Source organism: Nocardioides sp., assembly GCF_047607365.1.
Lineage (GTDB): Bacteria > Actinomycetota > Actinomycetes > Propionibacteriales > Nocardioidaceae > Nocardioides.
Genome location: NZ_JASGDD010000219.1, coordinates 1 through 20,882, shown reverse-complemented (window position 1 = coordinate 20,882; position 20,882 = coordinate 1). Strand labels below are relative to the sequence as shown.

The 20,882-nt window shown below is 70.1% G+C and carries 19 protein-coding genes and 2 tRNA genes; 15 read left to right on the top strand and 6 right to left on the bottom strand.

Annotated elements, in window-relative coordinates:
- The first annotated feature begins 130 nt into the window (after positions 1-130).
- The 6 genes from QM572_RS16995 to QM572_RS16970 all read left to right on the top strand — a co-directional run bounded on the left by QM572_RS16995 (position 131) and on the right by QM572_RS16970 (position 5,773).
- Complete coding sequence (locus QM572_RS16995; protein ID WP_415095158.1) at positions 131-2,209, top strand: DNA gyrase subunit B; 2,079 nt, start codon at positions 131-133, stop codon at positions 2,207-2,209.
- On the top strand, positions 2,209-4,848 hold the full coding sequence (gene gyrA, locus QM572_RS16990; RefSeq protein WP_415095157.1) for a DNA gyrase subunit A: 2,640 nt from the start codon (positions 2,209-2,211) through the stop codon (positions 4,846-4,848). The genes QM572_RS16995 and gyrA overlap by 1 nt, the downstream gene beginning before the upstream one ends.
- Positions 4,848-5,348, top strand: coding sequence for a DUF3566 domain-containing protein (locus QM572_RS16985; RefSeq protein ID WP_415095156.1), 501 nt, complete (start codon positions 4,848-4,850; stop codon positions 5,346-5,348). Before gyrA ends, QM572_RS16985 begins: the two co-directional genes overlap by 1 nt.
- A 77-nt stretch (positions 5,349-5,425) precedes the next feature.
- Positions 5,426-5,499: transfer RNA gene (locus QM572_RS16980), tRNA-Ile, on the top strand.
- A 57-nt stretch (positions 5,500-5,556) separates the two neighbouring features.
- Positions 5,557-5,688 carry a DLW-39 family protein gene (locus QM572_RS16975; RefSeq protein ID WP_415095155.1) on the top strand — a complete coding sequence of 44 codons (132 nt, stop codon included), beginning with the start codon at positions 5,557-5,559 and terminating at the stop codon, positions 5,686-5,688.
- A gap of 12 nt (positions 5,689-5,700) precedes the next feature.
- A tRNA-Ala gene (locus tag QM572_RS16970) sits at positions 5,701-5,773 on the top strand.
- A 17-nt stretch (positions 5,774-5,790) separates the two neighbouring features.
- On the opposite strand, the gene QM572_RS16965 is transcribed toward QM572_RS16970, so the two are convergent.
- Positions 5,791-6,642, bottom strand: a complete 852-nt coding sequence (locus QM572_RS16965) for a hypothetical protein (protein WP_415095154.1) — start codon at positions 6,640-6,642, stop codon at positions 5,791-5,793.
- Between the two features lie 13 nt (positions 6,643-6,655).
- A complete protein-coding gene (locus QM572_RS16960; RefSeq protein WP_415095153.1) occupies positions 6,656-7,573 on the bottom strand; it encodes an HNH endonuclease in 918 nt (305 codons plus the stop codon).
- Between the two features lie 250 nt (positions 7,574-7,823).
- On the opposite strand from QM572_RS16960, the gene QM572_RS16955 reads away from it, so the two are divergent.
- Positions 7,824-8,483, top strand: coding sequence for a hypothetical protein (locus tag QM572_RS16955; RefSeq protein ID WP_415095152.1), 660 nt, complete (start codon positions 7,824-7,826; stop codon positions 8,481-8,483).
- A 116-nt stretch (positions 8,484-8,599) separates the two neighbouring features.
- The gene (locus QM572_RS16950) at positions 8,600-9,016 is read left to right on the top strand and encodes a GNAT family N-acetyltransferase (protein WP_415095151.1); all 417 of its coding nucleotides are present in this window, start codon (positions 8,600-8,602) and stop codon (positions 9,014-9,016) included.
- 158 nt (positions 9,017-9,174) lie between these two features.
- Here QM572_RS16950 and QM572_RS16945 read toward each other — a convergent pair whose 3' ends face one another.
- On the bottom strand, positions 9,175-9,609 hold the full coding sequence (locus QM572_RS16945; protein WP_415095150.1) for an Lrp/AsnC family transcriptional regulator: 435 nt from the start codon (positions 9,607-9,609) through the stop codon (positions 9,175-9,177).
- Between the two features lie 159 nt (positions 9,610-9,768).
- Here QM572_RS16945 and QM572_RS16940 point away from each other — a divergent pair, with 159 nt between their 5' ends.
- From QM572_RS16940 to QM572_RS16915, 6 genes are all read left to right on the top strand, one after another.
- Positions 9,769-13,188, top strand: a complete 3,420-nt coding sequence (locus tag QM572_RS16940; RefSeq protein WP_415095149.1) for an indolepyruvate ferredoxin oxidoreductase family protein — start codon at positions 9,769-9,771, stop codon at positions 13,186-13,188.
- Positions 13,189-13,249: 61 nt separating this feature from the next.
- Positions 13,250-14,404, top strand: a complete 1,155-nt coding sequence (locus QM572_RS16935) for an acyl-CoA dehydrogenase family protein (protein WP_415095148.1) — start codon at positions 13,250-13,252, stop codon at positions 14,402-14,404.
- A 57-nt stretch (positions 14,405-14,461) separates the two neighbouring features.
- Positions 14,462-15,241: an SURF1 family protein gene (locus tag QM572_RS16930; protein ID WP_415095147.1), complete on the top strand. Its 780-nt coding sequence runs from the start codon at positions 14,462-14,464 to the stop codon at positions 15,239-15,241.
- Entirely contained in the window at positions 15,238-15,594 is a 357-nt protein-coding gene (locus tag QM572_RS16925; RefSeq protein ID WP_415095146.1) for a DUF3817 domain-containing protein, read from the top strand. The genes QM572_RS16930 and QM572_RS16925 overlap by 4 nt, the downstream gene beginning before the upstream one ends.
- Positions 15,591-16,085 carry a peptidylprolyl isomerase gene (locus QM572_RS16920; protein ID WP_415095145.1) on the top strand — a complete coding sequence of 165 codons (495 nt, stop codon included), beginning with the start codon at positions 15,591-15,593 and terminating at the stop codon, positions 16,083-16,085. Before QM572_RS16925 ends, QM572_RS16920 begins: the two co-directional genes overlap by 4 nt.
- Before the next feature lie 103 nt (positions 16,086-16,188).
- Positions 16,189-17,016: a rhomboid family intramembrane serine protease gene (locus QM572_RS16915; protein ID WP_415095144.1), complete on the top strand. Its 828-nt coding sequence runs from the start codon at positions 16,189-16,191 to the stop codon at positions 17,014-17,016.
- Here QM572_RS16915 and QM572_RS16910 read toward each other — a convergent pair.
- On the bottom strand, positions 17,009-17,776 hold the full coding sequence (locus tag QM572_RS16910) for a DUF881 domain-containing protein (RefSeq protein WP_415095143.1): 768 nt from the start codon (positions 17,774-17,776) through the stop codon (positions 17,009-17,011). The genes QM572_RS16915 and QM572_RS16910 overlap by 8 nt on opposite strands.
- Before the next feature lie 19 nt (positions 17,777-17,795).
- Between QM572_RS16910 and QM572_RS16905 the strand changes: the two genes are divergently transcribed.
- Positions 17,796-18,251, top strand: coding sequence for a cell division protein CrgA (locus tag QM572_RS16905; RefSeq protein WP_415095142.1), 456 nt, complete (start codon positions 17,796-17,798; stop codon positions 18,249-18,251).
- Positions 18,252-18,409: 158 nt separating this feature from the next.
- Here the strand turns inward: QM572_RS16905 and pknB are convergent, their stop codons facing one another.
- On the bottom strand, positions 18,410-20,179 hold the full coding sequence (gene pknB / locus QM572_RS16900) for a Stk1 family PASTA domain-containing Ser/Thr kinase (RefSeq protein WP_415095141.1): 1,770 nt from the start codon (positions 20,177-20,179) through the stop codon (positions 18,410-18,412).
- A partial coding sequence (locus QM572_RS16895; RefSeq protein WP_415095140.1) for a PASTA domain-containing protein occupies positions 20,176-20,882 on the bottom strand: 707 nt, incomplete at its 5' end. The genes QM572_RS16895 and pknB, both read right to left, overlap by 4 nt.

The window sequence follows — 20,882 nt, the reverse complement described above, 5'->3', positions numbered from 1 at the left end:
CCCAGCCGACCCCCTGAGAGGGCGTTCTGGAGGCCATTCCCGGGCGCTGTGACCACATTGTTGTCCACAGACCCCTCCTGGTTGTGGGGTGCACCCTGAATTCCGGGCCTCAGGCCGGTAGCATGGCTCCGTGACTGAGCCCGAGCTGAGCCCTGAGTACGACGCGTCCGCGATTCAGGTGCTGGAGGGCCTCGAGGCGGTCCGCAAGCGTCCCGGCATGTACATCGGGTCCACCGGCACCCGCGGCCTGCACCACCTCATCTGGGAGATCGTGGACAACGCGGTCGACGAGGCGCTCGCCGGCTACTGCGACACCATCCTCGTCACCCTCAACCCCGACGGCTCGGTCAGCGTCGTCGACAACGGTCGCGGCATCCCCACCGACACCGCTCCCGGCCAGGAGCTCCCGGCCGCCACCCTGGCGCTGACCGTGCTCCACGCCGGCGGCAAGTTCGGCGGCGGCGGCTACAAGGTCTCCGGCGGTCTCCACGGCGTCGGCTCGTCGGTGGTCAACGCGCTCTCGACCCGGATGCACATGGAGATCAAGAACCGCGGGTCGCTCTGGGAGCAGGAGTTCACCCTCGGCGTCCCGGACTACCCGCTGCGCGAGGTCCGTCCGCTGGAGGACGGCGAGCGCACCGGCACCACGATCACGTGGTGGGCCAGCGCCGACATCTTCGAGACGACCACCTACAGCCTCGACACCATCGTCACGCGCTTCCGTGAGATGGCCTTCCTCAACAAGGGCCTCAAGATCGTCCTCCGCGACGAGCGGCCCGAGGGCGCCGAGCTCGCCGAGCTGGTCTCCGACCCGCTCGAGCACGACAGCGTCGACGGGAGCGCGCGCGGTGACGAGATCCAGGTCGTCGCGAGCGAGGACGGCAGCGAGAGCAAGGGCATCGAGCAGGTCTTCCTCTACGAGCGCGGCCTCGCCGACTACGTCGACTTCCTCAACAAGAAGAAGGTGGCCCTCTCCCCCGTCATCGCCTTCGAGGCCGAGACGGGCGACGACGCGCCCAACCCGATGAGCCTCGAGCTCGCGATGCAGTGGCAGGGCACCTCCTACAACGAGTCGGTGCACACCTTCGCCAACACCATCAACACCCCCGAGGGCGGCACCCACGAGGAGGGCTTCCGCGCGGCGCTCACCTCGCTGATGAACCGCTGGGGCCAGGAGTGGGGCCTGATCAAGAAGGCCGAGGACCGGCTCACCGGCGACGACATCCGCGAGGGCCTCACCGCGATCATCAGCCTGAAGATCTCCAACCCGCAGTTCGAGGGCCAGACCAAGGCCAAGCTCGGCAACACCGAGGCCAAGGGCTTCGTCCAGGGCGTGGTCAACGACCGGCTCGGAGCCTGGCTCGAGCAGAACCCGGGCGAGGGCAAGGACATCATCCGCAAGGCCCAGGCCGCCGCGACGGCCCGGATCGCGGCGCGCAAGGCGCGCGACCTGGCCCGCAACCGCAAGGGCCTGCTCGGCGGCGGCGGGCTCCCCGGCAAGCTGAGCGACTGCCAGTCCAACAAGCCGGAGGAGTGCGAGGTCTTCATCGTCGAGGGCGACTCCGCCGGCGGCTCGGCGCGGCAGGGCCGCGACCCGCGGATCCAGGCGATCCTCCCGATCCGCGGCAAGATCCTCAACGTCGAGAAGGCCCGCCTCGACAAGGTCCTGGCCAACCAGGAGGTCCAGTCGATCATCAGCGCGCTGGGCACGGGCGTGCACGACGAGTTCAACGTCGAGAAGCTGCGCTACCACAAGATCGTGCTCATGGCCGACGCCGACGTCGACGGCCACCACATCAACACCCTCCTGCTCACCCTCCTCTTCCGGTTCATGCCCTCCCTCATCCGGGACGGCTACGTCTACATGGCGCAGCCGCCGCTCTACCGCCTGCGGTGGAACAAGCCGCACGAGCACGAGTTCGTCTACTCCGACGCCGAGCGCGACGCGCTGATGGCCGACGGCATCGGCCAGGGCAAGAAGCTCCCGAAGGAGAACCCGGTCCAGCGCTACAAGGGCCTCGGCGAGATGAACGCCAAGGAGCTGTGGGAGACCACCATGGACCCCGAGCAGCGCCTCATGCTGCAGGTCACCCTCGACGACGCCGCCCAGGCCGACGAGATCTTCTCCATCCTCATGGGCGAGGACGTCGAGTCCCGCCGCACCTTCATCCAGCGCAACGCCAAGGACGTTAGGTTCCTCGATATCTGATGACTGAGACCCCCGTTCCCGGCGGCCGGATCGAGCCCGTCGAGCTGCAGACCTCGATGCAGCGCGCCTACATCGACTACGCGATGGCCGTCATCGTCGGCCGAGCCCTCCCCGACGTACGCGACGGCCTGAAGCCCGTGCACCGTCGCGTCCTCTACGCGATGTACGACGGCGGCTACCGCCCCGACCGCGGCTTCTCCAAGTGCAGCCGTGTCGTCGGCGACGTGATGGGTCAGTACCACCCGCACGGCGACTCCGCGATCTACGACACCCTCGTGCGCCTCGCGCAGCCGTGGGTGATGCGCGCACCGCTCATCCACGGTCAGGGCAACTTCGGCTCGGCGGGCAACGACGCCGCCGCGGCGATGCGGTATACCGAGTGCCGGATGGCGCCGCTGGCGCTCGAGATGGTCCGGGACATCACCGAGGAGACCGTCGACTTCCAGCCCAACTACGACGGCCGCTCCTCCGAGCCGACCGTCCTGCCGAGCCGCTTCCCGAACCTCCTCGTGAACGGCTCGGCCGGCATCGCGGTCGGCATGGCGACGAGCATCCCGCCGCACAACCTCCGCGAGGTGGCAGCCGGCGCCACGTGGGCGCTGGAGAACCCCGACGCCACGCGGGAGGAGCTCCAGGACGCCCTGATCGAGCGGATCAAGGGCCCGGACTTCCCCAACGGTGCGCTCATCGTCGGCCACGCCGGCATCGAGCAGGCCTACCGCACCGGCCGCGGCTCCATCACGCAGCGGGCGGTCATCGAGGTCGACGAGGACAACCGCGGCCGCACCTGCCTGGTCATCACCGAGCTGCCCTACATGGTCAACCCCGACAACCTGGCCCTCAAGATCGCCGAGCTCGCCGACTCGGGCAAGGTCCAGGGCATCGCGGACGTGCGCGACGACACCTCGGACCGCACCGGACAGCGGCTCGTCGTCGTACTCAAGCGCGACGCGGTCGCCCGCGTCGTGCTCAACAACCTGCTCAAGCACACCGAGCTGCAGACCAACTTCAGCGCCAACATGCTGGCCCTGGTCGACGGCGTGCCGCGCACGCTGTCGATCGACCAGTTCATCAGCAACTGGGTCGAGCACCAGATCGAGGTCATCCGCCGGCGCACCGAGTTCCGGCTGCGCAAGGCCGAGGAGCGGGCCCACATCCTGCGCGGTCTGGTCAAGGCCCTCGACGCGCTCGACGAGGTCATCGCGCTCATCCGCCGCTCGCCCGACGTCGCCGAGGCGCGCGCCGGGCTGATCGAGCTCCTCGACATCGACGAGCTGCAGGCCACGGCGATCCTCGACATGCAGCTGCGCTCGCTCGCGGCGCTGCAGCGGCAGAAGATCATCGACGACCTCGCCGCGATCGAGCTCGAGATCGCCGACCTCCAGGACATCCTCGCCAACGTCTCCCGCCAGCGCCAGATCGTCATCGAGGAGCTCGGTGACATCGTGGAGAAGTACGGCGACGACCGTCGCTCCCAGATCATCGCAGCCGACGGCGACCTGTCGATGGAGGACCTCATCCCCGACGAGGACCTCGTCGTCTCCATCACCCGCGGTGGGTACGCCAAGCGCACCCGCGCCGACCAGTACCGCCTGCAGAAGCGGGGCGGCAAGGGCGTTCGCGGCGCGACGCTGCGCGGCGACGACGTCGTCGAGCACTTCATCGCCACGACCAACCACCACTGGCTGCTCTTCTTCACCACCGCCGGCCGGGTCTACCGGACCAAGGCCTACAACCTCCCGGAGGCGGCGCGCGACGCCAAGGGCGGTCACGTCGCCGGGCTGCTCTCGTTCCAGCCGGACGAGAAGATCGCCCAAGTGCTCGCCATCCGCGACTACGAGCAGGCGCCCTACCTCGTGCTCGCCACCCGCAGCGGCCTGGTCAAGAAGACCCGCCTCGGCGACTACAACTCCCCCCGCCAGGCCGGTGTCATCGCGATCAACTTCCGCGAGGACGACGACGAGCTGATCGGCGCCGAGCTGGTGAACTCCGACGACGACATCCTGCTCGTCTCCCGCCGCGGTCAGTCGATCCGGTTCACCGCCGACGACGGCCAGCTGCGGCCCATGGGCCGCGCGACCTCGGGCGTCTCGGGGATGAAGTTCCGCGACGACGACGCGCTGCTGTCGATGTCGATCATCCGCGCGGCCGACGTGGCCCACGAGAACAGCGACGTCGACGTGCAGTACGTCTTCACGATCACCGACGGCGGCTTCGCCAAGCGCACCCGGATCTCGGAGTACCGACTGCAGTCGCGCGGCGGCCTGGGCATCAAGGCCATGCAGCTCACCGACGACAAGCGCGGCTCCCTCGTGGGCGCGTTCATCGTCAAGGACGGCGACGAGATCCTCTCCATCACCGCCACGGGCCAGGTGGTCCGCTCCCCCATCGACGACAACTTCGCCCCCAAGGGCCGCTCCACCATGGGCGTGAAGTTCGTGTCGCCGAAGAAGTCCGACAGCGTCGTCGTGGTGACCCGCTCGGTCGAGGCGCAGGAGGAGGACGCCGGCATCGAGGCCGGCCCGGACGGCGACCCGGACACCGGCGCGGATGAGACTCCGTTGGCATCCGACGCTAATGTCGGCGGGAACGACGACAACGCCGCGTCCGCCGACGCGGCCCCCGACTCGGAGGACTGATGGCTGACGACGACACCGCGGTGCGGGCAGGTCTGGGCCAGCAGATCAAGGACCGGTTGCAGGCCGCCGCGGACGAGTTCAAGACCACCGCGGTCGGGCAGCCGGGCCCGGTCAAGCCGAGCGGGAAGTCGCCCCGCCGGGCGCGCCTGACGCTGTCCCGCATCGACCCCTGGTCGGTGATGAAGGCGGCCTTCCTGCTCTCGATCGCGCTCGCGATCGTCACGATCGTGGCCGTGTTCATCGTCTGGACGGTCCTCGGCGCCGCCGGTGTGTGGGACTCGATCAACTCCTCGGTCCAGGACATCGTCGGCGGCCAGGACACCTCGACGTTCAATGTGGAGGACTACCTCGGCACCGGGCGCGTGATGGGCTTCACCGTGCTCGTCTCGGTCATCGACGTCGTACTCCTCACGGCGGTGGCCACCCTCGGCGCCTTCCTCTACAACATGGCCGCCGCCCTCGTCGGCGGCATCGACGTGACGCTGACCGAGGACCGCTGATCCCCGTTTTGGGGCTCGGCGTCACCCTCGGGTAACGTTCCCTCTCGGCCTGAGGGGCTTCCACCCGACGGCCACCTGCGCTTATAGCTCAGACGGTTAGAGCACCACACTGATAATGTGGGGGTCGGAGGTTCAAGTCCTCCTAAGCGCACGCACGACGGCTCGCTTCCTCGAGGATGCGGGTCGTCAGTCAGTTAAGGGGTCTTACATGGTGAAGCGTCTCCTCCTGGTCGTCGCCGCCGTCGCCGGCGCGGTGGTCGCCAAGAAGCAGCTCGACAAGTCCAACGCCGAGCGCGCCCTCTGGGCCGAGGCCACGGACCCGGTGGAGCCCCAGAGCTGACCGTCGTACGACGGGGCGTTGGCGCAATTGGTAGCGCACCTGCTTTGCAAGCAGGGGGTTAGGGGTTCGAGTCCCCTACGCTCCACAGAGGAAAACCCCAGGTCAGCCTGGGGTTTTCGTCATTTCTTTGGCTTCCTTCTGGATCCGCCGCCGGCAGCTATGAGGGACTGGTGGGGGACTCGACTGACGGCTTCGATTACTCGCCCATGCGCCAGCCCGGAAGTTCTGGAGCTGTCGGAGCACGTCGGCCGCAGTCGCCTCGTCGACCGCGTCACCCGAAATCTGCGCCAGCCAACAGACCAGATTCCGTCCAGCGACGAAGGGGATGCCGTCCAGCTCATAGCCTTCGGTCACCCTGTGTTGCGCAGGGCCCCAAATGACGACGAGGGGCTTGACCATCGGCGGGAGTTGCCGCGCGCGGTGCGAACCCTTCTCGCGTTTGTGGAGCCCGATGGCGATGCCTTCGGCGCGGGTCCGTGCTCGTGATGCTGAGCGCGCCATCTCGTGCACGTCGGTGCCATCGCTTCGCCACTTCGAGTCGATGGCTACGAGCCCACCCTCGCGTGCGACGACGAGATGGTCGAGATCGCCGATCTCGAGATTGATGCTGTCGACCCAGCCCCAGATCAGGCCTTTTCGCTGGGCTCGCTCCAGCTCGTCGCGCGTCGCCTCTTCGCCCCACGCACCGCGGAGCTGTCGGATGGCGGCCTGCTCCTGTACAAGGAAGGCGACGGAGACGATGTGCAGTGGTACGGCAACGACCACGCACTGAAGCACGCCGAGGAGCCACCAGCGGAACGGCCCCAGGGGCTCGGCCAGGAGGAGGGCGGTCTCCACAATGAGCAGCGCGACGACACCGGAACCTGTGGCGAAGAGGAGTTTCCTGTGCCGCGCTACCCACAGGCGAAACTGGCCCCGGTACTCACGCCGCGGGAACGGGCTGTACTTCGCCATCGATCTCAGCTCATCAGCCTGCGGTGAGGAAGGCCTGATAGCGCTGATCGAGGAGGAGCCGGTCGGGGCGTTGGGTGCGTCGCTCAGGGAGGACCATCAGCTGTTGGCCGTGGAACTCCTGGATGCCGTGGCGCAGCATCGGTCCGTCGACCTCTGCAAGGACGTCGGAGTTGATCCGCACCTCGTAGTCGGGGGTGATGCCGAGGATCTGCCGGTCGTACGCGGCGTGGTGCATCTTGCAGAGCGTGAGCCCGTTGGTGATCACCGGACGGCCGCCGGTGCTGTCCTCGTGGATGTGCGCGGCGTCGAGGAGATCGCTGTGCCGGAAGGAGCAGACCGCACACGAAGTCTTGTAGGCCCGCAGGACTGCCGCCCGGAACGGCCGCTGGTGGAGCCGGATCTTCGTGAGCTGCTGCCGGTAGGAGGGATCAAGCTCGAGCTCAACGGAGGGCCAGACGATGTCGGGCTGGGGGACGGCGTCGATGTCGACCACGAACTGGAGATCAGGTCGCTCTTCGCCCACGAGGAAGATCGGGTAGAGAGCGCTGTATCCGCCGCCCTGGACTCCGAGCCACCAGATCAGCGGCAAGCGTTCGATCATCGCTTCGCGCAAAGCGCGGTTCTCGAAGTGGTTCGGGTCGTCGCCGCGCATCTTGTACCGGTAGAAGCCATCGGTTCCTACCGCATCGTCGTACGGGCGATCGGCTCCGTCGGGGCGGTAGACGGTCCTGACGGCTGGCGCCGCGGCGAGCTGTCCAGGCTTCCAAATGCCCTGCTGGGTGGGCATCAATCGGATGGTCTCGCCCGCCAGCTGGAGGCCAGTCGTGTCCTCCTGGGTGAATGTCTCCTTGCCGGCCGCCCGCTGCCGGTCGAGCCATGTGAAGGCAGCGTGCCTGATCGCCAGCTCACGCAGTCGCTCAGCTGGAGTCACCACCGGATCATCGCAGCCGCCCGCTGCGATAGGTGGCAAGTTGTTGAACTCGTGCCCGGCCGTGGCGATCGTTCCGTGGTTTTTACGCGACGGATCCGGACGATCCCGCCGATGAGTCGACCGCGGCGAGGTGACGCGCCCCGGGCGGGTGGTCGTGCGGGTGCGGGTTCAGGGTGGAGCGCGGTCGTCGACGGGTGGTGACGGGCGGCGAGGAGGCATGCCGCCGGGTCGTCCGGGGAACCTTCCCGCCATGAAGCTGTATGCGGACATGCCGGCGCGGCGGGTGGGGCAGGTGCTCACGGACGTGGCGGCGGTGGCGTTCGTCGTGGTCTGCCTCGTCGTCGCGCGGAAGGTGCACGAGGCGGCGCTCAAGCTGGCGGCGCCGGGGCGGACGATCGAGTCCTCGGCGAATGATCTGGCAGGTCGGCTGCGGGATGCGGGCAGCACGCTCTCCGACGTGCCGCTGGTCGGCGACGCGGCGAGCAAGCCGTTCGACGGCGCGAGCGGAGCGGCCGAGGGCCTCGCGACCGGTGGCGAGAACCTCGTCCGCGCGGCGACGACCTTCGCGAACTGGATCGGCGTCACGGTGTTCCTCATCCCGGTGCTGCTCCTGCTCATCTACTACCTGCCGGCGCGGGTGAGGTTCGTACGCCGGGCGACGGCGGGCCAGCGGTTCATCGACTCCGGCGCCGACCTGGATCTCTTCGCGCTGCGCGCGATGGCGCATCAGCCGTTGCACGTCCTCGCCCGGATCGACGACGACCCCGCCGGCGCCTGGCGCCGGGGGGACGTCGCCGTGCTCGACCGGCTGGCCGAGCTGGAGCTGCGTGACGTCGGCCTGCGTCCGCCCCGCGTGCGCGGCCCGCGCCGGCCGACGAGTGGTCCTCCGAGTGGTCCTCCGCGTCCATAAGTGCTGGTGAAGAGGAGCGCCGGCGGCCGAAGCGCGCGGTTTCACCAGCAGTTGCGTGCCGTGCCGTGGCGGGCCGCTACGGTGCGGGGGTGATCGCGGACTACAGGCTGCCGGAGATGCCCCCCGAGACCGCGTACGCCGTCTGGCGGCTGCGCCAGGCCGTCTTCATCCTCGAGCAGGCGTGTCTCTACCCCGATCTCGACGGCCGCGACACCGAGGCCGGCACTCGCCACGTGGTGCTCACCGAAGACGCCCCCGACGCGGACAGCCAGGAGGTGCTCGGCTACCTCCGCGTCCTCGACGACGGCCCCGAGTGGCGGATCGGGCGGGTCGTGCTGGCGCCCGCGGCCCGCGGCCGCGGGCTGTCGGACCGCCTCATGGAGCACGCTCTCACGCTGACGGCCGGGCGCGACGTCGTACTCGACGCTCAGACGCCGCTCGCCGGCTGGTATGCCAAGCATGGGTTCGTCGCGGACGGACCGGAGTTCCTCGAGGACGACATCCCCCACACCCCCATGCGGCTGAGGCGCTAGGGCATGTCTCCTTACTCGGGCGGCGCCTCCGCGGCGCCGCATCCCGCCCGGCTTCGTTGTCGACGCGAGGCGCAGCACGCTGCGCTCTCGCGCCTCCGCCTCGCCGGACCGGGCGCGGACACCACGGAATGCGCTTCGCCCGAGTAAGGAGACATGCCCTAGGAGCGATCAGGTCGCAGCTCGTCCAGCACGATCAGGGTCTTCGTGCCGATCAGCTTGCCGGTCTTGCGCATCTGGTTGACGACGCGCGCGAGGTGGTCGACGTTGTCGACCCGCACCCGGATGAGCGCGTCGGGGTCGCCGGCGATGGTGAGCATCTGCACCACCTCCGGCATGGCCTCCAGGTCGGCCCACACCTCCGAGGTCTCGATCGATCCGAGGAGCCTGATCTCGACGAAGGCCTCGATGCCGGCGCCGTCGCGGGACCTGCTCACCACCGTCGTGTAGCCCTCGATCACACCGTCGCGCTCGAGACGGTCGATCCGGCGGGTGACCGGCGCGGGCGAGAGACCGACGCGCTGGGCGATGTCGGCCACCGGTCGGCGGGCGTTCTCGGTGAGCAGGGAGAGGATCTGGCGGTCGATCGCGTCCACGCACGAATCCTACAAACAAGAGCGCGAATCATGGTTTCCGGCGGCACATGATCGCAGCGGCGATGCGGGATCTGATGGAATCGTGCGCGAATCTTGCCTCAACCTGGGTGAGCGCGGGAGTGTGATCCAGAACACAACCGGAGGTGGCGGATGCGGTCGGTGACGAGCCTCGACGAGCGCTACACGGCGACCCACGGCGAGGTGATGCTCAGCGGTATCCAAGCGCTGGTGCGGACCCTGCTCGACCAGCGCCGGCTCGACGCGCGCCACCAGCGGGACACCGGCCTCTTCATCTCGGGGTACCAGGGCTCGCCGCTGGGCGGCATCGACCGCGAGGTCGCCCGCATCCACACGATGGCCGACGACGCCGGCATCGTCTTCCGCCCGGGCCTCAACGAGGAGCTCGCGGCGACGGCCGTCGCCGGCACCCAGCTGGTCGGCGAGCTCGAGCACCGCACCGTCGACGGGGTCACCGGCATCTGGTTCGGCAAGAACCCCGGCCTCGACCGGGCCGCCGACGCGATCCGGCACGGCACCATCAGCGGCACCCACCCGCTCGGGGGAGCGGTGGCGTGGATCGGGGACGACCCGTCGTCGAAGTCCTCCACCGTGCCGAGCTCGTGCGAGCCGATGTGCCGCAGCCTCCACCTGCCGCTGCTCGCCCCGGGCAGCGTCGCGGAGATCCTCGAGCTCGGCCTCCATGCGGTCGCCATGTCGCGCCACGCCGGGCTGTGGACCGGGGTGAAGATCGTGGCCGACGTCGCCGACTCCTCCGCGATCGTCAGCGTCGACGGCCTGCTCGACCGCATCCCCGATCTGGGCCGCGAGCGACGCTTCACCCCTCCGACCCTGCTCCCGCCGACCAACCTCGACGCCGAGCACGACCTGATGACGCAGCGGCTCGCCCGTGCCTGCGAGTACGCCGAGGCCGCAGACCTCAACCGGATCGTGCACGAGCCGCCGGCAGCCCGCACGGCGATCGTCGCCGCCGGCCTCAGCCACCAGTCCCTGCTCCGCGCGCTCGCCGACCTGGGCGTCACCGACGAGGCGCTCGACCAGCACGGCATCCGGCTCGTCCGCCTCGGCATGCCGTGGCCGCTCGAGCCCGGGCTCACCCGCCGCCTCCTCGCCGGCGTCGAGCGGGTGCTCGTCGTGGAGGACAAGACCGCCTTCGTCGAGGGACTGATCAAGGAGGCGCTCTACGGCACCTCCCATCAGCCCGTGGTCATCGGCAAGCACGACGAGCACGGAGCCCCGCTGCTCAGCCACCGCAGCGAGCTGCTCGCCGACGACATCGTCGCCGCGCTGGTCCGGGCCGTCCCGGGCCTGGCCTCACCGGCCTTCCGCGTGCCGGCTCCGCGACGGCGTACGCGGGTGCTGGAGGTGCTGCCCGCGCGCACGCCCGCCTTCTGCTCGGGCTGCCCGCACAGCGTCTCGACCCGTGCGGAGGGGGACCAGCTCGTCGGCGTCGGCATCGGCTGCCACGCGATGGTCGCGCTCGAGCAGGTCGCCGACGGCCCCAAGCGCGGCAAGCTCGTCGGGATCACCCAGATGGGCGGCGAGGGGACGCAGTGGCTCGGGCTCGAGCCCTTCACCGACGACCGGCACTTCTTCGCCAACGTCGGCGACGGCACCTTCTACCACTCGGCGTCGCTGGCGATCCGGGCCGCGGTCGCGGCGGGCAGCACGATCACCTTCAAGCTCCTCTTCAACGACGCGGTCGCGATGACCGGCGGCCAGCGGCCCGAGGGGCAGATGGACATCCCCGAGCTCACCCGCTGGCTCGCCCTCGAGGGCGTACGCCGGACGGTGGTGACGACCGCGCATCCCGAGGCCTGGCGGGCGGTCCGCTTCGCACCCGGCGTGAGGGTGCTCCACCGCGACCGGATCCCGGAGGTCCAGCGCGAGCTCGAGCGGGAGGACGGCGTCACGGTGCTGCTGCACGTCGACCGCTGCGCCACCGAGGAGCGACGGCTCCGCAAGCGCGGCCAGGTGGCGGCGCCGAAGGAGCGGATCTGGATCAACGAGCGGGTCTGCGAGGGCTGTGGCGACTGTGGCTATAAGTCGACATGTCTCTCTGTGGTGCCGGTCGACACCGCCTTCGGACGCAAGACCCGGATCCACCAGTCCTCCTGCAACCAGGACGCCTCGTGCCTGGCGGGCGACTGCCCCTCCTTCGTCTCGGTCGTCCCGTCGTCGAGGCCACGGACGGCGCCGGTCCCGGATGTCGCGCTGCCCGAGCCGCAGCGGAGGGTGGGAGACGACGTCCTGGTGAGGATGCCCGGGATCGGGGGCACCGGCGTCGTCACGGTCTCCGCGGTGCTCCAGATAGCGGCCTTCCTCGAGGGCGGATTCGCGGCCGGCATCGAGCAGATCGGGCTGGCGCAGAAGGGCGGCCCGGTCATCTCGGACCTGCGCTTCTCCGACCGCCCGGTCACCGGCCAGATCCGCGCCGGCCGGGGCACCGTCGACGTGCTGCTGGCCTTCGACCCGCTCGGCGGATCCACCGAGCCGATGCTCGACGCGCTTCGCGAGAGCGCCATCGCGGTCGTCAACACCGGCGAGGTCGCGACCGCCGTCATGGTCCAGGACCCCGGCGTCACGATGCCACCCTGGCAGGACCTCCGCTCCCGGATCGACGCCGCCACCACCGCCGCCCAGAACGTGTACGTCGACGCCGACCGCCTCGCTGAGCGGCACTTCGCCGACCACCTCCCGAGCAACCTCATCGTCGTCGGCGCGGCCTACCAGCACGGTGTGCTGCCCATCGGCGCCGCGGCCATCGAGCAGGCGATCCGGCTCAACGGGACAGCGGTCGAGACCAACCTCGCGGCCTTCCGGCTCGGGCGGATCGCCGTCGCGAGCCCCCACTCGCTTGAGGGGAGGCCCGACTCGCGTGAGGGGAGGCCCCATTCGGCGGGAGGGGAGGGCCGGCTCGGCGTGCTCGCCGCCGAGCTCACCGCGTGGCAGGACCGGGCGACGGCGGAGCGGTTCCTCGACGACGTACGCGGGGTGGAGGCGCGGGCCGGGGCCGAGGTCGCCGGCGCCTATGCCGAGGGGCTCTTCAAGCTGACGGCCTACAAGGACGAGTTCGAGGTCGCGCGCCTCCACCTCGACGGCGTCGAGCGCGCCAGGCTGGCCGACCAGTTCGGGGAGGATGCCACGGTCAGGATCCTGCTGCACCCGCCGGTGCTCCGTGCGCTCGGCATGAGGCGGAAGATCGCCCTCGGAGCGTGGATCCTGCCGGTGCTGCGCCTGCTCTACGCCCTGCGCGGCCTGCGTCGCAGCCGGCTCAACCCGTTCGGGCTCGGCGAGGTCCGCCGGACCGAGCGCCGGCTCGCCGCCGACTACCGCGACGCCGTCCACGCGGTGCTCGACCACCTCACGCCCGCGACGCTCCCGCTGGTCCTCGAGCTGGCGGCCACCGCCGACCTCGTCCGCGGCTACGAGCAGGTCAAGCTCCGCAACGTCGAGCGCCATCGCGCCCGCGTCGCGGAGCTCCTGGCCGAGGTCGAGCGGGCCGCCGCCGGCGTACCCGAGGCAAGCACTCCCGCAGCGGGACGAGCCCTGCTACCGTGACAGTGACGCTGTCACTGTCACCTAGGTCACGTGCCTAGGCCCAACCGGGGAGGGCCCACCCATGCCTGCCAAGCCGTCCATCTACGAAGCCGAGCACGAGGACTTCCGCACGACGTGCCGCACGTTCATCGAGCGCGAGATCGTGCCCTTTCACGACCAGTGGGAGAAGGACGGCATCGTCCCGCGCGAGCTGTGGACCAAGGCCGGCGCGGCCGGCCTGCTCTGCTTCGACGTCGACGAGGAGTACGGCGGCCCCGGCATCAAGGACTTCCGCTTCAACGCGGTCTTCCACGAGGAGCTGGCCCGCGCTGGGTGCAGTGGACCGGGCTTCTTCGTCCACACCGACATCATCGTCCCCTACATCTCCCACCTCGGCACCGAGGAGCAGAAGCAGCGCTGGCTGCCCGGGACGGTGAGCGGTGAGACGATCACCGCGGTCGCGATGACCGAGCCCGCCGCCGGGTCGGACCTCCAGGGCATCCAGACCCGCGCGGTGCTGTCGGAGGACGGCAGCCACTACATCCTCAACGGCTCCAAGACCTTCATCTCCAACGGCATCAACGCCGACCTTGTCATCGTGGTCTGCAAGACCGACCCCGAGGCCGGGGCCAACGGCATCTCGCTCCTGGTGGTGGAGCGCGGGATGGAGGGCTTCGAGCGCGGCCGCAACCTCGACAAGGTCGGCCTCAAGGCCCAGGACACCGCCGAGCTGTCCTTCACCGACGTCCGCGTGCCCGTCGAGAACCGCCTCGGCGACGAGGGCTCGGGCTTCATCAGCCTGATGACCCTGCTGCCGCAGGAGCGGATCTCGGTCGCCTCCATCGCCGTCGCGGCGATCGAGGCCGTGCTCGACCTGAGCCTGGAGTACGCCCGCACCCGGAAGGCGTTCGGCAAGCCGATCGGCCGCTTCCAGACGATGAGCTTCGACCTCGCCGAGATGGCCACGGACGCCTACATCGCGCGGCTCTTCATCAACGACGCCATCACGCAGCTCAACGCCGGGACCGCCGACACCGTCCTCGCGTCGATGGCCAAGTGGTGGACGACCGAGCTGCAGAAGAGGACCGTCGACAAGGGCGTCCAGATCCACGGCGGCTACGGCTACATGATGGAGTACCCCATCGCGAAGGCCTTCGTGGACAGCCGGATCCAGACGATCTACGGCGGCACGACGGAGATCCAGAAGCTGATCATCAGCAGGTTCCTCGGCCTCTGAGCCCGGGGACGACGGGCGGAGCCCGGGGGCTCCGAGCCGCCGCCGTACGCTGAGGGCATGCCCGTACCGTGGTGGAGTCGCCGCCTGTGGGGGGCGCACCTGCTCGGGCTCGTGCTCCTGGCGGCGGCGATCCTGCTGGGCTACTGGCAGCTGAGCGTCTGGCAGGACCACCGCGCCGCCGCCAAGGTCGACCTGACCCACGCCAACCCGAAGCCGCTCGACGACGTGCTCGGCCCCGACGACCCGTTCCCGGGCGACGCCGTCGGCCGGCCGGTCACGATCGCCGGCACCTGGGTGCCGGACGCCACGGTCTACGTGTCGGGCCGCGAGCACGACGGGCACGAGGGCTACTGGGTCGCCACCCCGGTCGCGGTGGGCGACGATCCGGACGGCTCGGCGATCTACGTCGTCCGCGGCTGGACCGAGGAGATCCCCCCCTCGGGCTCAGGGGAGGCCCCCTTCGGCGTCGAGGGGGCGGTCACCCTCACCGCATGGCTGCAGCCCGGCGAGGGCGACCTCACGGCCGCCGACTCTGGCGATCCGCGGGTGCTGTCGCAGATGCGGCTCGCCGACCTCATCCAGTTCGTCGACCAGGACCTGTACGGCGGCTACGCGATCGATCAGGAGCCGACCTCCGGCCTCGAGCCGGCCGACCTCTCCCAGCTCCCCGACGCCGGCGCGGGCGAGGGACTGCGCAACTTCCTCTACGCGATCGAGTGGTGGCTCTTCGGGGGCTTCGCGATCTACCTGTGGTGGAAGTACGTCCAGGAGCTGCGCCACCCGGACGACCCCGACTCCCAGGACAGCCAGGCCCCCGCCGTACCCTCGAACGCGTGACCCAGCTGGATCGCCGGCCCCACCCCCGGCTCTTCGCCGCCTACCGCATCCTCGCGATCGCGGTCGGCATCTTCCTCCTCGTGGCGAGCATCGACTGGCTGCTCGTGCACCTCGTCAGCGACTCGGTGCCCGACCTGTGGTGGCTGTGGATGATCCACGGCTACGTCTACATGGCCTACCTCGTCGTGGCGGTGCCGTTCACCCGCAAGGCCGGCTGGCCGCTGTCGTTCGTGCTCCTCATCATCGCCGCGGGCCTCGTGCCGGTGCTCATGTTCTTCGTCGAGCATCACGTGTCGCAGCGCTACAAGCGCGAGCATCCCGACATCTACGGCCCGGTAGGCTCACCGGCGTGACTTCAGCGATCCTCCACACCAACCGCGGCGACATCACCATCGAGCTCTTCGAGAACCAGGCGCCCGCGACGGTCGAGAACTTCGTCGGGCTCGCCAAGGGCGAGAAGGGCCAGGATGTGAAGTCCGGCCCGTTCTACGACGGGCTCGGCTTCCACCGCGTCATCGACGGCTTCATGATCCAGGGCGGCTGCCCGCTCGGCACCGGCACCGGTGGCCCGGGCTACACCTTCAAGGACGAGTTCACCTCCGAGCTCACCTTCGGCAAGCCCTACCTCCTGGCCATGGCCAACGCCGGCCCCGGCACCAACGGCTCGCAGTTCTTCATCACCGTCGCCGCCACCCCGTGGCTCAACATGCGGCACACGATCTTCGGCGAGGTCACCGACGAGGCCTCCCAGGGCGTCGTCGACGCGATCGCCACGACCCCGACCAAGCCCGGCGACAAGCCGGTCGACCCGGTCGTGATCGACAGCGTCGAGATTGTCGACTGAGTCTCCCTCGCCCGCCCCGGAGTCGCCGACCTGCTATCGGCACCCGGGGCGGGAGTCTCACATCCGCTGCCAGCGCTGTGATCGGCCGATCTGTCCCGACTGCATGAACAGCGCCTCCGTCGGCTTCCAGTGCCCCGAGTGCGTCCGCGAGGGCAACAAGGGCGTGCGACAGGTGCGGACGTCGTACGGCGGTCTCGTGCCGCGCGGCCTCAGCGTCGCGCTCGTCCTCGTCGGTCTCAACGTGGTCGTCTGGCTCGTCATCCAGGCGACCGGAGGCGACTCCTCGTGGGTCGTCGAGTGGCTGAGCCTGCTCCCCAAGGGCCGGTGCGACGTCGAGGGGGGCTACTACTCGGGGATGAGCGGCGCGTCGTGCTCGACGGTCGGCGATTGGATCCCCGGCGTGGCCGACGGCGCGATCTGGCGCATGGTGACCTCGGTCTTCACCCAGGTGGAGCCGCTGCACCTGTTCCTCAACGTGCTCAACATCTGGATCCTCGGGCCGCAGCTCGAGGCCGTCTTCGGCCGGGCGCGCTTCCTGGCCGTCTACGCGGTCGCCGGGCTCGCCGGATCGGTGACCGTGCTGTGGCTCGGCCCGGAGTACGGCGACACCATCGGCGCCTCGGGCGCGGTGTTCGGGCTGCTCGGGGCGCTGCTGGTCGTCGTACTCCGCTCGCGGCAGCCCCCGCAGGGCATGCTGATCTGGATCGTGCTCTCGATGGGCTACAGCTTCGCGGTGCCCAACATCTCGTGGCAGGGCCACCTCGGTGGGCTCGTCGGCGGCTTCCTCGTGGCGGCGGCGTTCGCCTGGGCGCCGCGCGGAGCGCGCCGCCGGCTCGTGCAGTGGGGTGCCGTGGCCGCCGTGGTCGTGGTCATCGCGCTGCTCACCGTCGTCCGGATCGTCGACCTGAGCGGCGGGACCCCCGTCACGTGAGCGGCTTGGCGTAGCTGAGATCCCTCAGACCGGCGTACGCCGGCGCGACGACGTGCGCCGACGGCGTCATGTCCCAGCCCAGCTGGATGGCCGGATCGTCCGCGTCCTCGCGGTAGGCGGCGACGTAGTCGTCCCCGTCGATCGAGGCGACGAGGTCGTCGATGCCACCGACCGCCTCGATGACGAAGGGCTCGGGGTACGGGACGCCCTGCAGGGTGACGGTGCTGCCGGTGCACTTGATCCCGGTCGTGCTGATCACCCGCTGGCCGGCGATGGTGACCGCCTTGGCGCCGCCGCGCCACAGCGCGTTGACCACCGCCTGGATGTCCTGCTGGTGGACCACCATCGCGTTGCCGTCGTCGGCGTCGGCCGCCTCGATGAGGTCGTCGGGGGCGTCACTCATCGTGATGGTGACGCCCGGGCCGGAGACCTCCACGAAGCCGGCCGGGTCCTTCAGCGCCTCGGCCTCGCGGCGGAGCTTGCGCACGCTGGTGTCGGCCACCTGGTTGGTGAGGTCGGTGACCTCCTCGTTGAGGCTCTTCACCTGCTCCTCGAGCCGCTGGTACTGCCGGGACTCCGAGCCGACGAGCTGGGAGAGGTCGGTGTAGCGGCCGGGACGCAGGTCGGTCCCCTGGCTGTTGAGCGCGCTGACGACGAAGAGCGCGCCGCACGCCGCGACGACCAGGGGGGTGCCGAGGCGCCAGCGCCGCATCCGCGCGCGGTGCGCGTGGGGCCCGTGAGTGCTGGCCGGCTCAGTCACATGGCCTAGGGTATGCGCCGTGTCACCTCTGAAGCGCAAGCGCGAGATCGATGTCCTGGCGGGGGCGCGGGAGCCGATCTTCACGGTCCGCTCCGTCCTCGCGCTCCTCCTCGTCGTCGCCGGCGTGGCCTGGATCGGCTACTACTACCTGGTGCCGCGGCCCGAGCGCCTGCACCCGCACGGCCCGCACTTCATGATGGAGTGGCACCACTGGAACTACCTGATCGGGTTCGCGCTCTTCTTCGTCGGCCTCTTCGTGGCCGCGCACCCCTCGACCCCCCTCGGCCGCGGCCGCGGCGTCGTGGTCGGGATGCTGGGCTGCTTCCTGGCGGGACTCGCGTGGATCTGCGTCTTCTACGTCTTCAGCGACGACCTGTCGCCGATCTGGGTGATGAACGACCTCGGCCAGAAGAACCTGATCGTCGGCATCGCGTTCATGGCGACGGGATTCGCGTACGCCACCCGCTGGGAGTGAGCCTCAGGTCACCGTCCACGCGGTGAATTACATGGAGGTAGTTATCCCCACCTGTGTGCACAGGTGGGGATAACTGTCTCCGGGGCGAGGCCCCATTCGGGCTGAGGGGAGGCCCTATTCGGGCTGAGGGGAGCCCCCACTCGGCGGGCGGGGAGGCCCTATTCGGCGCAGGGGGGGAGGTCGCCCGACTGCAGCTCCACCCCGGGTGTCGGCGTGATGCAGGTGGCGGCGGACGTCGTCGGGGCGGGGGTGTAGCTCGACACCGAGATCTGGACGGTCTGGCCCTGCGGCAGGGTCGTGCCGGCTGCCGGGAACTGCGCGGTGACGGTGCCGGCGGGCTCGGTCGAGGACGGGTCGGTGGTCACCTGGGGCACGAAGCCCTTGTTGCGGATGACCTCCTCGGCGTTCTCCTGCGTCCTGCCCACGAGGTTGGGCACCTTCTTCGGGCCCTTCGACACCTTGAGCGTGATCTCGGTGCCGTCGTTGACCATCTGGCCCGCCGAGGGGTTGGCCTCGATCACCTGGCCGGCGGGCTCGTCGCTCTCGACCTCCTGGCTCTTCACGGTGAGGCCGAGCTCGGTGAGCCGGCTCGTCGCCGCGTCGAGCGAGAGCCCGACGACGTCGGGGACGCTCACCTGCGGCTTCCCCTTCGACAGCACGATGGAGACCGCCGAGCCGGGGTCGGCGTAGGAGTTCTGCGCCGGCTCCTGCGAGATGACGCTGCCGCTCGGCACGGTGTCGGAGTTCTCGTAGCCGGAGACGTTGACGGCCAGGCCGGCGTCGCCGATCTCGACCCGGGCCTGGTCCTCGGTGAGGCCGACGAGCTGCGGCACCTGCACCTGGTCGGGCGCCCCCGGGAAGAGCTTGGGCCACAGCAGGACGCCGCCGACGATGATCGCGAGGATGAGGACGGCGATCCCGATCACCAGGCCCGTCCGGCCGCGCGCGTCGTCGTACTCGTCGTCATCGTTGAAGGGGACCGGCCCGGTGTCGGCGCGGACCGCGCCGGCGACGGCCGTCGCGGCGGCCGGGGCGACGACGGGCGGCGGCGTGGTCGTGATCGGCTGGCCGTCGAGGTAGCGCTCGATGTCGGCGCGCATCGCCGCGGCCGACTGGTAGCGGTCCTCGACCCGCTTGGCGAGCGACTTGAGCACGATGGCGTCGATCGCCTTCGGCAGCGACGGGTCGTGGTCGCTCGGCGGCTGCGGCTGCTCCCGGACGTGCTGGTAGGCCACCGCGACGGGGGAGTCGCCGACGAACGGCGGCCGGCCCGTGAGGAGCTCGTAGAGCAGGCAGCCGGCCGAGTAGACGTCGGAGCGGGAGTCGACCTGCTCGCCGCGGGCCTGCTCGGGGGAGAGGTACTGCGCGGTGCCGACGACGGCGGCGGTCTGCGTCATCGTGGACGACGCGTCGGAGATGGCGCGGGCGATCCCGAAGTCCATCACCTTCACGTCGCCGCTCGGGGTCAGCATGACGTTGCCGGGCTTGATGTCGCGGTGGATGATGCCCGCGCGGTGGCTGTAGTCGAGCGCTGACAGGACGCCGGAGGTGATCTCCAGGGCGCGTTCGGGGAGGATCTTGCGGCCCTCGCGGAGGATGTCGCGCAGGGTGCGCCCGGCGACGTGCTCCATCACGATGTAGGGCTGCATCACGCCGTCGGGCGTCGGTTCCTCGCCGGTGTCGTAGACGGCGACGATCGCGGGGTGGTTGAGGCTCGCGCTGGACTGCGCCTCGCGCCGGAACCGCGCCTGGAAGGTCGCGTCGGAGGCGAGGTCGGGGCGCAGCCGCTTCACCGCGACCACGCGGCCGAGCCGCCGGTCGGTGCCCTTGCGGACCTCCGCCATGCCGCCGCGGCCGAGGAGCTCGCCGAGCTCGTAGCGGCCACCGACGGTCGGCGGTCCTCCCGCGTTTCCGGGGGTGTCGGTCATGGCGTCTCCTTCCGGGCCGCCGGAGACGAGGTCTCCGCGGTGGTGGTGCTGCTGGTCGCCGCCGAGCTGGTCTGCGTGCTCGCGCTGGCGGACGGGGTCGACGACGTGCTCGCGCTGCTACTGCTGGGGGTGGCCGACGCGCTCGAGCTCGAGGAGGTCGACGGGGTCGACGACGCGGTCGACGCGGCCGCGCCGTAGTAGGTGACCTCGACCGAGTCGCCCTCGCTGAGCCCCTCGGTCGGGGAGACGGACTTGACCGTGTCCTTGGTCTTGTCCCCGGGGTTGTCCACGACCTGGGGATCGGGATCGAGCCCCTTGGCGCGCAGCGCCGCCAGCACGTCGTCGACGTTCTCGCCGATGTAGTCGTCGGCGTCGATGTCGAACGTCGACGCCTCGTCGGTGGGAGAGGCGCTGGTGGTCGTGCTGGTGGGCGTCGTCGCGGAGGTCGTCGGCGTCGTCGGCGCGTCGTCGTCGGAGGAGCCGCGCAGCAGCAGCCAGCCGAGCAGCGCGATGACCAGGACGACGAGCACCGTGATCACGATGGCGGCGACCGGCTTGGCGGCGTCCTCCTCCGTCGTCGTCCGGGTCGTCGTGGTGACCGGTCCGGTCACGGGAGGCAGCGCCTGGGTGGCCGGGCCCTCGTCGGCCATCGCGCCGCCGGCCACGACCGGCGGCACCGCCCCGGCGATCGCGGTCGCGGCGG

Bases quoted from the DNA above. Each gene is read 5' to 3' on its own strand.
- gyrA (WP_415095157.1), top strand. From the start codon at position 2,209: ATGACTGAGACCCCCGTTCCCGGCGGCCGGATCGAGCCCGTCGAGCTG.
- QM572_RS16955 (WP_415095152.1), top strand. From the start codon at position 7,824: ATGAAGCTGTATGCGGACATGCCGGCGCGGCGGGTGGGGCAGGTGCTC.
- QM572_RS16965 (WP_415095154.1), bottom strand. From the start codon at position 6,642: ATGGCGAAGTACAGCCCGTTCCCGCGGCGTGAGTACCGGGGCCAGTTT.
- QM572_RS16975 (WP_415095155.1), top strand. From the start codon at position 5,557: ATGGTGAAGCGTCTCCTCCTGGTCGTCGCCGCCGTCGCCGGCGCGGTG.
- QM572_RS16985 (WP_415095156.1), top strand. From the start codon at position 4,848: ATGGCTGACGACGACACCGCGGTGCGGGCAGGTCTGGGCCAGCAGATC.
- QM572_RS16915 (WP_415095144.1), top strand. From the start codon at position 16,189: ATGAACAGCGCCTCCGTCGGCTTCCAGTGCCCCGAGTGCGTCCGCGAG.
- QM572_RS16950 (WP_415095151.1), top strand. From the start codon at position 8,600: ATGCCCCCCGAGACCGCGTACGCCGTCTGGCGGCTGCGCCAGGCCGTC.
- QM572_RS16930 (WP_415095147.1), top strand. From the start codon at position 14,462: ATGCCCGTACCGTGGTGGAGTCGCCGCCTGTGGGGGGCGCACCTGCTC.
- pknB (WP_415095141.1), bottom strand. From the start codon at position 20,179: ATGACCGACACCCCCGGAAACGCGGGAGGACCGCCGACCGTCGGTGGC.
- QM572_RS16935 (WP_415095148.1), top strand. From the start codon at position 13,250: ATGCCTGCCAAGCCGTCCATCTACGAAGCCGAGCACGAGGACTTCCGC.